This window comes from Citrobacter sp. R-1.5.2, from assembly GCF_035064245.1.
Lineage (GTDB): Bacteria > Pseudomonadota > Gammaproteobacteria > Enterobacterales > Enterobacteriaceae > Citrobacter.
Genome location: NZ_JASEYC010000007.1, coordinates 237537 through 250068 on the forward strand (window position 1 = coordinate 237537; position 12532 = coordinate 250068).

The 12532-nt window shown below is 53.5% G+C and carries 13 protein-coding genes; 10 read left to right on the plus strand and 3 right to left on the minus strand.

Translation table 11 applies throughout. The annotated features are described in order from the left end of the window. Window positions 1–216: 216 nt before the first annotated feature. A complete protein-coding gene (locus QMN38_RS15000) occupies window positions 217–918 on the minus strand; it encodes an autotransporter outer membrane beta-barrel domain-containing protein (RefSeq protein ID WP_271456072.1) in 702 nt (233 codons plus the stop codon). A gap of 159 nt (window positions 919–1077) precedes the next feature. Between QMN38_RS15000 and tag the strand changes: the two genes are divergently transcribed. After that, the gene (tag, locus tag QMN38_RS15005) at window positions 1078–1647 is read left to right on the plus strand and encodes a DNA-3-methyladenine glycosylase I (protein ID WP_271456073.1); all 570 of its coding nucleotides are present in this window, start codon (window positions 1078–1080) and stop codon (window positions 1645–1647) included. Beyond that, window positions 1637–2077, plus strand: a complete 441-nt coding sequence (locus QMN38_RS15010) for an N-acetyltransferase (RefSeq protein ID WP_271456074.1) — start codon at window positions 1637–1639, stop codon at window positions 2075–2077. The genes tag and QMN38_RS15010 overlap by 11 nt, the downstream gene beginning before the upstream one ends. Here QMN38_RS15010 and QMN38_RS15015 read toward each other — a convergent pair. After that, window positions 2046–4379, minus strand: coding sequence for a molybdopterin guanine dinucleotide-containing S/N-oxide reductase (locus QMN38_RS15015; protein WP_323605289.1), 2334 nt, complete (start codon window positions 4377–4379; stop codon window positions 2046–2048). The two genes, QMN38_RS15010 and QMN38_RS15015, sit on opposite strands and share 32 nt — an antisense overlap. Before the next feature lie 159 nt (window positions 4380–4538). On the opposite strand from QMN38_RS15015, the gene QMN38_RS15020 reads away from it, so the two are divergent. From QMN38_RS15020 to ghrB, 6 genes are all read left to right on the plus strand, one after another. Further along, window positions 4539–5201 (plus strand): OmpA family lipoprotein, encoded by a 663-nt coding sequence (locus QMN38_RS15020; protein ID WP_271440388.1) that lies wholly within the window; start codon window positions 4539–4541, stop codon window positions 5199–5201. Window positions 5202–5342: 141 nt separating this feature from the next. After that, a complete protein-coding gene (locus QMN38_RS15025; protein ID WP_286629949.1) occupies window positions 5343–6359 on the plus strand; it encodes a LacI family DNA-binding transcriptional regulator in 1017 nt (338 codons plus the stop codon). 100 nt (window positions 6360–6459) lie between these two features. Further along, a complete protein-coding gene (locus QMN38_RS15030) occupies window positions 6460–7209 on the plus strand; it encodes a sugar phosphate isomerase/epimerase family protein (protein ID WP_323605290.1) in 750 nt (249 codons plus the stop codon). A 3-nt stretch (window positions 7210–7212) separates the two neighbouring features. Next, entirely contained in the window at window positions 7213–8151 is a 939-nt protein-coding gene (locus QMN38_RS15035) for a sugar kinase (protein ID WP_202037455.1), read from the plus strand. Window positions 8152–8215: 64 nt separating this feature from the next. Further along, the gene (locus tag QMN38_RS15040) at window positions 8216–9496 is read left to right on the plus strand and encodes an MFS transporter (RefSeq protein WP_137382051.1); all 1281 of its coding nucleotides are present in this window, start codon (window positions 8216–8218) and stop codon (window positions 9494–9496) included. A 22-nt stretch (window positions 9497–9518) separates the two neighbouring features. Beyond that, window positions 9519–10493: a glyoxylate/hydroxypyruvate reductase GhrB gene (ghrB, locus tag QMN38_RS15045; protein ID WP_202037453.1), complete on the plus strand. Its 975-nt coding sequence runs from the start codon at window positions 9519–9521 to the stop codon at window positions 10491–10493. Between the two features lie 61 nt (window positions 10494–10554). On the opposite strand, the gene QMN38_RS15050 is transcribed toward ghrB, so the two are convergent. Beyond that, the gene (locus QMN38_RS15050; protein ID WP_271440385.1) at window positions 10555–11265 is read right to left on the minus strand and encodes a DUF3053 domain-containing protein; all 711 of its coding nucleotides are present in this window, start codon (window positions 11263–11265) and stop codon (window positions 10555–10557) included. A gap of 380 nt (window positions 11266–11645) precedes the next feature. Between QMN38_RS15050 and QMN38_RS15055 the strand changes: the two genes are divergently transcribed. Both QMN38_RS15055 and cspE read left to right on the plus strand, forming a co-directional pair. Then, on the plus strand, window positions 11646–11936 hold the full coding sequence (locus QMN38_RS15055; RefSeq protein ID WP_048213664.1) for an HTH-type transcriptional regulator: 291 nt from the start codon (window positions 11646–11648) through the stop codon (window positions 11934–11936). Between the two features lie 280 nt (window positions 11937–12216). Next, entirely contained in the window at window positions 12217–12429 is a 213-nt protein-coding gene (cspE, locus tag QMN38_RS15060) for a transcription antiterminator/RNA stability regulator CspE (RefSeq protein ID WP_000014594.1), read from the plus strand. The last annotated feature ends 103 nt before the right edge of the window (window positions 12430–12532 follow it).

A 12532-nucleotide genomic window follows, 5' to 3' on the forward strand; every position in this document is an offset into this window, starting at 1 on the left:
CTGCCGACAACCATACCGAAGTGCTTTTATGACCTGGGGAAAACGGCATGAAATGCCATCAGGACGGAATGAAATGCCTGGATTGCGGAATGAATGACGAGACAAAAAGTCGGGTTACTGAATTTTATTGCCGGAGTTAGTGCACGCTATCGCTGGAATGCGTGTGATTATTGATCCCAATATGTAACACAGATGTTTTAACCAGGCTTTTTTTCGTTAAAATTTGGCACTCACTCCCATGGTGTACAGATAATCGCTGTTATTCGTACTGTTTTCTGCCTGAGAAAGTGCCGCATAGGCAGCCATATGCTGATTCAGCAGCATATCTGCACCGACAGTGACATCGACCCAGTTACCCTCCTGACTCGCCGCCGCCATACGATTGAGGCCCGATTGCGCCTTCCAGATATTCTCACCAAATTGCTGGTTATAACTGATTTGCGCCCATGGCCGCACATCACCAAACTGCGAGTCGACCCGCCAGCCCAAGGTACTGACGCTGGCATGCCACATCGGATCGGTCAGCGTTAACGAAGTCACACTGTCGCCAAATTCGTTGTAGGTAGATGTGGTTGAACCATCATAATGCAGGGCTGCGACGGGCCCCGTCGTCACCTTACGGGAAAGGGGAAAATTCCAGCCCACACTCATACCGCTGGTCGCATCCAGAGCCGCTTGGTCCGCAAGATTCACCACCGGCCCCGCCACGTTCTGGGTGGAGCGAATACGCTCTTCCAGGATGTCGTTATAACGTGGTTGGTGATCGCTGTCCCATGTATAACGTTCCGACGTATGACCGGACAGCGCATCAACGATATATTCTTGTTGCCAGCCATATGCCGTATTGGCAAACAGCGCACAGACGATGACGTTCGCCAGGATTAACCTCTGACGACCACTACTGTTTCTTATAATCATCAACGCGACTCCAGAAAAGAGCCGAATTCGGCGATATTATTGTCATTGTTTAAAGGATATCGGGCACATGAGGCCCTGTATTAAATATTGTCTTTTTAGCGGGCGCGTCAAGGCGGGCCGAATGAAATTTTTACGCCAGTAAAAACAGCGAGGAAGAGTATGCAGCGTTGCGGTTGGGTCAGTCAGGATCCACTATACATTGCCTATCATGACAAGGAATGGGGCGTCCCGGAAACCGATGGTAAAAAGCTGTTCGAAATGATCTGCCTTGAAGGCCAGCAGGCTGGGCTGTCGTGGATAACGGTGCTAAAGAAACGGGAAAACTATCGCCAGGCATTCCACCACTTCGATCCTGCAACCGTTGCGGCGATGACCGAAGAGGATGTAGAAAGGCTGGTACTGGATGCCGGTATTATTCGCCATCGAGGAAAGATTCAGGCCATTATCGGCAACGCCCGCGCCTGGCTGGCAATGGAGCAAAACGGTGAGCCGTTTAGCGAGTTCGTCTGGTCATTCGTCGATAACCAACCGCAGTTAACCCGTGCAGCCAGTCTGAGCGATATCCCTACTTCAACGCCCGCCTCTGACGCACTTTCTAAAGCGTTAAAAAAACGGGGATTTAAGTTTGTTGGCACCACCATCTGTTACTCCTTTATGCAGGCATGCGGTCTGGTCAACGACCATGTCATCGGCTGCATGTGCTACCCAGGAGAACAACATGATTCGTGAATCCAATGCTGACGATCTGGCACCCATTCTGGCACTGTGGATGGAAAGCACCATTTTTGCCCATCCTTTTATCGAAGAACGCTACTGGCGCGAGAGTGAGCCTATCGTACGTGATGTCTACCTGCCCGCTGCGCAAACCTGGGTGTGGGAAGAAAACGGTGTGCTCAAAGGTTTTGCCAGCGTGATGGAAGAGCGCTTTTTAGGCGCGCTGTTTGTAGAACCTTCCGCCATCAGAAGCGGCATCGGCAAAGCGCTGGTGCAACATGTGCAGCAGCGCTTTTCGTGGCTCAGCCTGGAGGTCTACCAGAAGAATCAATCAGCGGTAAACTTCTACCACGCACTGGGATTTCGCATTGAAGACAGCGCATGGCAGGAAGAGACTCACCATCCAACCTGGATTATGGGCTGGCAGGTGGATCAAACGCGGTAAGTGTCAGCGTAGGCCCATTGTACTTCTCCAGCCACGCCAGCGCGGTATTGCCCGCACAGCCGTTCCCCAGCTTCGAGCTGGGGAGATCTTTGGTCAGCACGTTAACAGCGCCATTTTTACAAATACCGTCGGCGGTAGGGTCCAAATCAGGCCAGGCCCCCTCGTGAATACAGATGACGCCGGGTTTGATCCCTGTCGTCACAACAGCACCCGCCAGGATATGCCCACGGTGGTTCCACACCCTGACCGTATCGCCATCTGCAATCCCCCGCGCTTGCGCATCCTGCGGATGAATCGTCACTGGCTCCCGATCCGCCACCGCATACTGTTCGCGTAACGCACTGTAGTTGAGCTGGCTGTGCAAACGGTGAGCCGGATGGGCGGAGAGCACCTGCAGCTGGTCGGGTTCGGCGTTGCCGAACCACTCATCAGGCTCCAGCCACATCGGGTGTCCTGCACAATCTGCATAGCCGTAACCTGCAATTTTTGCAGAATAGATTTCAATTTTTCCACTGTCCGTTTTCAGCGGATGCGCCTGTGGATCGCGGCGAAAATCAGCAAAACGGATGAACTGCGTATTTGCGGCGTTTTCCGGCATTTCGATCAGTGCATTCTTTTGCCAGAACTCAGCGAAGGGCGGCAGTGTAACCTGCTGGCTGGCACCACGCTGCGCAGCAATGTCGTAAAAAGTTTCCAGCCACGCCAGTTCGCTTTTCCCCTCAGTGAATCGGGTATAACCGCCCTGTTCCCAGCGCTCACTCAGCTCGGCAAAAACATCAAAATCGTTGCGCGCTTCAGCCTGTGGCGGTACGACCTGCTTCATCGGCACCAGATGCTGGTTGCTGTAGTCTCCGGTCATGGTCAAATCGTTACGTTCAAAAGAGGTTGTCGCGGGTAACACGATATCGGCATGCTTCGCCGCAGCGGTCCAGAAACACTCCGAGATAACCACCAGTTCCGGCTTTTGCCAGGCGCGGATCAGACGATTGGTGTCCTGGTGATGCGTGAAGTTTGCACCCCCGGCCCACCAGAGCATGCGGAAGTCCGGGAAATGCCGATCCATACCGTTGTGCTGATAGAAACCGCCGGGATTTTCCAGCGCCTCGACGATACGCGCCACCGGGATTTTATCCACCGCGTCGGTGCCGCCTTTGAGGCTCCCTTGCATCGAAGCCAGTACCGCTGCACGACGCGTCGGGTTTCCTCCGTTGGCAAAATGATACGACAGTCCAAAGCCACCGCCGGGCGTGCCAATTTGACCGAGCATGGCGGCCAGGGTGACGATCATCCAGTGTTTCTGCTCGCCATACTGCTGGCGTTGCATGCCCCATCCCGCCATCAGCATGGTGGTATTTTGGTGAAATATTGCCGCAAGTTCGCGTATTTTCGCTGCCGGAATACCACAAATTTCAGCAGCCCACTCTGCCGTTTTCGCTATCCCATCGGATTTACCCAGCAGGTAGTCGGCGAACGAATCATATCCGGTTGTACAACGGGCGAGAAAATCCTCGTCATGCCAGTCGTTTTCCACCAGCGTATACGCGATACCCAGCATCAACGCTACGTCGGTCCCCATATGCGGGGCAATCCATTCCATCTTGTCGCCAAAGAACGCCACACTTTCCGATCGCATTGGATCGATGCAGATCAATCGCTTACCGCTATCGCGCAGCGCTTCAAAGTAAGCAATACCCTGTTCGTCAGAAGCATTCCAGGCAATTTTAAGCGTATTCAGTGGGTTAGCACTCCACAGCACCACCACATCGCTATGCTCCAGCACCATCGGCCAACTGGTCTGCTGCTGGTAAACTTCGTTGCCACCTACCACATACGGCATGATGGCCTGTGCCGCCCCCGTAGAATAATCCCCCAGGTGCCCGGTATAACCCCCCGCCAGCGCCATATAGCGCTGCAGCAGGGTCGCCGCTTTGTGTAATACACCGTTCGACCGCCAGCCGTACGAGCCGGCAAAAATCGAGGCTGGACCGTAACTGTCACGGATGCGTTTATGCTGCGCATCGATAAGATTCAGTGCATCGTCCCAGCTAACACGAACAAACTCATCCTGCCCGCGCACGCCTTGCGGATTATCCGGCGAGGCAAGGAATCCTTTACGCACCATGGGAAAACGTACCCGCGTTTTACTGTGTACCTGATCGCGAACCACGGTTTGCAGCGAGTTGGGATGAGAGGTGGGTAATGCCCCCCGGGATGAAAAAACAGTCTCGCCATCGGTTTCGACAAGAATGGGCCCCCAGTGTGCGGCAGTTAACACCGGGTAATGTGCAGGTGAATTAGCCAAGATGGCGCTCCTGAATACGATGTGACGGCTTATTGTTATGCCGTTCAATGTTACTTACAAATTTCAGAGTCTTCCCTGGAATTTTCTTCATGTTCAGACGTCATAATCAACCGCCACGGTCGCTGTGGTAAAGAAGAAAAAAGTCATTAAGGAATTAAGATGAAGAAACGTGTATTTGTTATTGCTGCCATCGTGAGCGGCGCCCTGGCGGTATCTGGCTGCACAACAAACCCTTACACCGGCGAGCGAGAAGCAGGGAAATCCGGCATCGGCGCGGGTATCGGTTCACTGGTTGGTGCGGGTATTGGCGCACTCTCGTCTTCGAAGAAAGATCGCGGCAAAGGCGCGCTGATTGGTGCAGCGGCAGGTGCGGCTGTAGGTGGCGGTATCGGTTATTACATGGATGTGCAGGAAGCAAAACTGCGTGAGAAAATGCAGGGAACAGGCGTGAGCGTGACGCGTAGCGGCGATAACATCATTCTGAACATGCCAAACAATGTCACCTTCGACAGCAGCAGCGCCAACCTGAAACCAGCGGGCGCAAACACGCTGACCGGCGTGGCAATGGTACTGAAAGAGTACAATAAAACAGCCGTCAACGTGTTGGGCTTCACCGACAGCACTGGCAGCCACGATTTGAACATGCGTCTGTCACAGCAGCGTGCCGACTCCGTCGCCAGCGCGTTGATTACCCAGGGCGTGGCAGCGAACCGCATTCGCACTCAGGGTATGGGCCCGGCGAACCCCATCGCCAGCAACAGCACGGCTGAGGGTAAAGCGCAGAACCGTCGCGTAGAGATTACGTTGAGTCCTGTGCAGTAATCGTTGAGCCGGGTGGCGGCTTCGCCTTACCCGGCCTACGTTCGACATATAGGCCCGGTAAGCACAGCGCCACCGGGCAAATTACTTGCTTCGTCAGATTTTCCCGCTAAGGTATTCTCACTAAATCCAGGGAAATCAGCGATGAGCAAATCAACACGGGCAACCATCAGCGATGTGGCAAAGGCCGCAAAAACCGGCAAGACCAGCATTTCACGCTACCTCAATGGTGAAAAGCATCTGCTATCCGACGCGCTGTTAGCCCGCATTGAAAAAGCCATTGCCGAACTCGACTACCGTCCCAGCCTGATGGCCAGAGGCCTGAAGCATGGGCGTACTCGCCTGATTGGCCTGATTATCGCTGATATAACCAACCCCTACTCCGTCAACGTGTTAAGCGGTATTGAAGCCGCCTGCCGTGACAAAGGTTTTACCCCGCTGGTCTGTAACACGAACAACGAAGTGGATCAGGAGCTGCATTATCTCGATCTGCTGCGCAGCTACCAGGTCGAAGGGATCGTGGTGAACGCCGTCGGGATGCGTGAAGAAGGACTGAACCGTCTGCAACAGTCTGCGCTGCCAATGGTACTGATTGACCGTAAGATCCCGGATTTCGCCTGCGATATGGTCGGGCTGGATAACACCCAGGCAGCGACCGTCGCTACCGAACACCTGCTTGAACAAGGTTTTGAAGCCATTCTGTTCCTTAGCGAGCCGCTGGGGATGGTGAATACTCGCCGCGAGCGCCTGAGCGCCTTTCGCGCCACGCTCGCACAATACCCTGGTGTCATCGCACAAAATGCGGAAGTCCCGCTAACGGACAATACGCAACTCGATGACACACTGCGCCAGTTTCACCAGCAGCATCGAGGGATGCGCAAAGCCGTTATCTCTGCCAATGGCGCCCTGACGTTGCAGGTTGCCCGTGCGTTAAAGCGTATTGGCCTCAACTGGGGCAGCGACATCGGTTTGCTCGGGTTTGACGAGCTGGAATGGGCCGAGCTGGCTGGCGTCGGCATCACTACGCTAAAACAGCCCACCTGGCAGATTGGCTACACCGCCGTCGAGCAGGTAGTACGCCGGATCGATGGCGACTCAGACGCAATCCAGGAACAGGTTTTTTCCGGCGAACTGATCGTTCGTGGCTCCACCGCCCGCTAAATTTCCTTCGTGATGGTGATCATAAATTCAACATCACAGGCTTTTCTTTGGAACCGGTTCCATCTAGCGTTATAGCAAGAACGCTAGTTTTGGAGTTTCCATGAAAAGAAAAATTATGGTGGTCACTGCCGCTTACGGCTACGACCAGGTACGCGCCGCAGGTGGGCAAACGGCCCTGCTGCCCATCATTGCCGAAGCCGGTGCTGACGGGGTTGAAATCCGCCGCGAGATGCTGACCGACGCCGAGCTAAAAACACTGCCAACAATGGCCTCTGCGATTGAGATTTTCGGCCTGCTGGCATGCTACTCCGCCCCCGAACCGCTGTTCACCGAAGACGGAAATCTTAATCCTCGCCTTCCGGAATTACTCCAGGAAGCGCAAGCCCTGCAAGCACTGTGGTTAAAAGTTTCCCTCGGCCATTTTGCCCATGACGGACAGTTCGACGTGTTGCGCGAATGGCTGGACAACAGCGGGATGGAGCTGGTTGTCGAAAACGATCAGACATCCTGTGGACGCCTGCAACCGATGAAGCGCTTTAACGATGCCTGTCAGGCATTCAATCTGCCCATTTCTCTGACCTTCGATATGGGTAACTGGTTGTGGGTAGGTGATTCTCCGGAAGAGGCTGCACAGCAGTTGGCCTCAAGCGTTGGATATATCCATGTGAAAGCCGCCACACCACATCGTGACAGTTACCGTGCCGTGCCGCCGGATCACACGGAACCACGCTGGCTGTCGCTGCTGGACACGTTGCCCGCAGATGTTCCGCGCGGCATTGAATTCCCCCTGGAAGGGCAAGACTTGACGGCGGTTACCCGTCATTACGTCGCTCTGTTACGCAAGGAGTAACACATGAAAAATTCACTGGACGTTGTCACCATTGGTGAAGCGATGGCGATGTTTGTCGCCACGCAAACCGGTGATTTGGCGGACGTGGAGCAGTTTATTAAACGCGTTGCAGGCGCTGAACTTAACGTGGCGACCGGCCTTGCTCGTCTGGGTCTGAACGTAGGCTGGGTCAGCCGCGTGGGTAACGACAGTTTTGGCCGTTTTATTATTAAGTCGCTGGAGAAAGAAGGGATTGATGCGCAGGGAGTCACTCTGGACGGGCGCTACGCTACCGGCTTTCAGCTTAAATCTAAAGTCGAAAATGGAACCGATCCCATTGTGGAATATTTCCGCAAAGGCTCTGCAGCCAGCCATCTCAGCGTTGAGGATTATCACGATGGGTATTTCTCCAGCGCACGCCACCTGCACCTGAGCGGCGTTGCGGCTGCGCTGTCTGCCAGTTCATATGAACTACTGGCGCACACCGCCCGCACCATGAAGGCCCAGGGGAAGACCATCTCGTTCGACCCGAATTTGCGCCCGGTACTGTGGAAAAGCGAAGGCGAGATGGTGGAAAAACTCAACCGACTGGCATTCCAGGCTGACTGGGTACTGCCGGGGTTAAAAGAGGGCATGATTTTAACCGGACAACAGACACCAGAAGCCATTGCAGACTTTTATCTGCGTCATGGCGTGAAGGCCGTCATCGTGAAGACCGGGGCTGATGGGGCCTGGTACAAAGCAGCTAGCGGCGAGCAAGGCAGCGTCGCGCCGGTGAAAGTCGACAACGTGGTCGATACCGTCGGCGCGGGTGATGGCTTTGCCGTCGGCGTGATCAGCGCGCTGCTGGAAGGCCGAACGCTGCATCAGGCAGTGACCCGGGGCAATAAAATTGGCGCTCTGGCCATTCAGGTTCAGGGCGACAGCGAAGGATTACCCACACGTGAACAATTAGGGGAATAAATTCCCGGCCAACTCTGTACCCTACAGACAGAGGCGGCGTATCAGCATAACCAGAGGGCAGTCTATGAATAGCTCAACCAACGCAGCAAAACGCTGGTGGTACATCATGCCAATCGTGTTTATCACGTACAGCCTGGCGTACCTTGACCGTGCGAACTTTAGCTTCGCTTCCGCCGCCGGTATCAACGAGGACCTCGGCATTACCAAAGGGATCTCTTCCCTGCTGGGCGCGCTGTTTTTTCTCGGCTATTTCTTCTTCCAGATCCCAGGCGCAATTTACGCCGAACGCCGCAGCGTACGTAAACTGATTTTTGTCTGTCTGATTCTGTGGGGCGCCTGCGCGTCACTGACCGGGATGGTCAGCAACATTCCGATGCTGGCCGCCATTCGCTTCATTCTTGGCGTCGTTGAAGCCGCGGTAATGCCGGCCATGCTGATTTATATCAGCAACTGGTTTACGAAGTCCGAGCGTTCGCGTGCCAATACCTTCCTGATCCTCGGTAACCCTGTCACCGTCCTGTGGATGTCCGTCGTGTCCGGATACCTGATTCAGGCGCTGGGCTGGCGTGAAATGTTCATCATTGAAGGTTTTCCGGCCATCATCTGGGCGTTCTGCTGGTGGGTACTGGTAAAAGATAAACCGTCGCAGGTGGGCTGGTTGTCAGAATCCGAAAAAGCCGCGCTGCAGGCCCAGTTAGAAAAAGAACAGCAGGGTATCAAAGCCGTGCGTAACTACGGCGAAGCGTTCCGTTCACGTAACGTTATTCTGCTGTGCATGCAGTACTTTGCCTGGAGTATTGGCGTCTACGGTTTTGTTCTGTGGTTGCCGTCAATTATCCGCAGCGGCGGTGCCAACCTGGGTATGGTAGAGGTCGGTTGGCTTTCGTCCGTTCCGTATCTGGCCGCAACGGCGGCGATGATCCTGGTTTCATGGGCTTCCGATAAACTGCAAAACCGTAAGCTGTTTGTCTGGCCACTGCTGCTGATTGCCGCTTTCGCCTTTATTGGCTCCTGGGCCGTTGGCGCAGACCACTTCTGGATTTCTTACACACTGCTGGTTATCGCCGGCGCGGCGATGTACGCCCCGTATGGTCCCTTCTTCGCCATCATTCCTGAGATGTTGCCGCGCAACGTCGCTGGGGGAGCCATGGCGTTGATCAACAGCATGGGCGCATTAGGCTCCTTCTTTGGTTCCTGGTTTGTCGGCTACCTCAATGGCACCACCGGCAGCCCGTCCGCCTCATACATTTTTATGGGGGTAGCGCTTTTTGTCTCAGTGTGGCTAACTCTTATTGTTAAGCCTGCTAATAATCAACAGCTACCTATTGGCGCACGCCACGCTTAAATTTTAACTTACGGAGATTCGCATGAAGCCGTCCATTATTCTCTATAAAGCGTTACCTGACGATTTACTGCATCGCCTGGAAGAGCATTTTACTGTCACTCAGGTGCCTAACCTGCGTGCGGAAACCGTAGCACAGCACGCCGCAGCCTTTGCCAGCGCGGAAGGCCTGCTGGGCTCCAGTGAAGCCGTCAATACCGCCCTGCTGGAGAAAATGCCCAAACTGCGTGCGACCTCGACCATTTCCGTAGGTTATGACAATTTCGATGTTGAAGCCTTAAACGCACGTAAGGTGCTGCTGATGCACACGCCAACGGTGCTGACAGAAACCGTGGCGGACACGGTAATGGCGCTGGTGTTAAGTACGGCGCGACGCGTGGTGGAAGTCGCTGAACGCGTGAAGGCAGGCGAATGGACAAAAAGCATCGGAGCCGACTGGTTTGGTACCGATGTTCACCATAAGACGTTGGGTATTGTCGGCATGGGACGTATTGGGCTGGCGCTGGCACAACGCGCGCATTTCGGCTTTAGCATGCCGATTCTCTACAACGCGCGCCGCCACCATCAGGAAGCGGAAGAACGTTTCAACGCGCGCTACTGCGACCTGGATACGCTGCTGCAAGAATCGGACTTTGTTTGCCTGATTCTGCCGTTAACGGACGAAACCCACCATCTGTTCAGTACCGAACAGTTTGCCAAAATGAAGTCTTCTGCCATTTTCATTAACGCCGGGCGTGGCCCGGTGGTGGATGAGAACGCACTGATCGCCGCTCTGCAAAGCGGGGAGATTCATGCCGCTGGGCTGGATGTGTTTGAACAAGAGCCGTTGCCGTCAGACTCACCGCTGCTGTCACTGCCGAATGTGGTGGCGGTGCCGCATATTGGTTCAGCCACGCATGAAACGCGCTATAACATGGCGGCTTGTGCTGTGGATAACTTAATTGACGCACTGCAGGGAAAAGTTGAGAAGAACTGCGTAAATCCGCAAGTGGCCAAATAACACAAAAGGCCGGGTAGCATTGGTGCTCACCCGGCCTTTAATGTGTCTTACCGTACGACGATTACTGCGCGGCACTCACCGCAGCAGTCCATGCCTGATTAAATGCCTGATGCTGCGCCGCCAGCGGGCCAATCAGCGTATTGTACTGACTGGCCTGTTGTGAGGTTGGGAACTGGATGCCGTTCGCAACAAAGCTCACCTGCGTATCCTGCTGCGCGATAAAATCGCCTACCTGCACCAACTGCTGCGTGAAAACTTGCGCGGCTGGGATCAGCGGCTGTAACGCCTCTGCCGGTGCGGTCACGACTTTGCTGTAAACCTGATCAAAGACAGGTTTCAGATCATCACCCTGCTTCAGCGCGCCATGGGCAGCATCTGCCTGTAGCTTCGCATTCTGCAACTGTTGTCCTAACACGCCCAGCGCGCCATTTGCCTGACGCAGCGGTTCACGCTGAGTCATGTAATCCTGAGGAACACGGATTGCGTTTACGCTATCAACAACCGGGCGCAGACCGGAGTCCATTGCCTGATTAACCTGCTGTGAATAGCCATAAAGAATCGCGTAATCGGACACAAACGGGCCAAACTGTTTTTTCTGATCGGCAGTAAGCGTCGGTAAACGCTCTCCGCTACGCATTGCAGTATTCTGCAGAAAATCGATAAACGCTTTGCGTTGATCGCCTTCTTTATCAAAACACCCACTCAGGCCAACTACCATTAAGAGCGCCAAAACAGGCGCAAACCAGCGAGAGCAGGACTTACCTGTCGCCATTTTAATACTCCTTTCACCCAAAAATGCGCACAACGACACCCGCGTGCCTGACGTTGACAAGGATAGTCCAGGTCAGCCCCGCAAGATACCCTTTCCGCGTAATCTTGTCGGGGAAAATAACGGTTTCCACCACCCGGTGTTTTGCTCAACAATGCTCCATTCACATAACGGCGGTCTATTTTAGTCATCTTTACAATTGGAAGGGTTCGATCGGAGATCCCGACCTTTATCAGTTCGTTAGCCAACTAAAGGTTGTCACCCGCGATTCGCTGAAACGAATCCACAACGCATACCTTAAATTCGCCTTCATTTTTTCCGACTACGCTTAATGAGCTTCGATGAAATTCACGATCCCGCTGTGTGATTTATAGGAGTTCTCAATGGAATACAAAGATCCTATGTTTGAACTGCTAAGCAGTCTGGAGCAGATTGTTTTTAAAGATGTATCGCAGACAGTTACTCAGACGCAAAAAACCAACCCTTTCGCTGAATTTGAACAACTACGACGAGGGACAGGTTTAAAAACAGATGATTTCGCCCGGGTGATGGGCGTAACGGTCGCGATGGTTCATGAATGGGAGTCTAAACGCGTGAAGCCATCCAGTACCGAATTGAAGTTGATGCGTCTGATTCAGGCAGACCCTCGATTAAGTAAACAGTTGATGGATTGAGCTATTTTTTAATTTTTCTGAAGAACGGTCCGGTAAAAGGGCCGTTCCCTTACGGAGGGTATCCACAAATAAGAAAATAGTAGTTGCATCCACAGGCGTAAAATGAGTTAATGCGCTCTACGGTTTGACGTACAGACCATTAAAGCAGTTTAGTAAGGCAAGTCCCTTCAAGAGTTATCATTGATACCCCTCGTAGTGAGCATTTCCTTTACTGTTAAAAAATCTGTAGAGCACGCCATATCGCCGAAAGGCACACTTATTTTTTAAAAGGTAATACACTATGTCCGGTAAAATGACTGGTATCGTAAAATGGTTCAACGCTGATAAAGGTTTCGGCTTCATCACTCCTGACGATGGCTCTAAAGACGTGTTCGTACACTTCTCTGCTATCCAGAACGATGGCTACAAATCTCTGGACGAAGGTCAGAAAGTTTCCTTCACCATCGAAAGCGGCGCTAAAGGCCCGGCAGCTGGCAACGTAACCAGCCTGTAAGCTTAAAAAGCTCAGAATTCAAGATCCCTGCCAAACGGCGGGGATTTTTTTTATTTGTTCTCCACGCCCCCTCTCCCGAACACGTCTTTGCATTACTTTACCC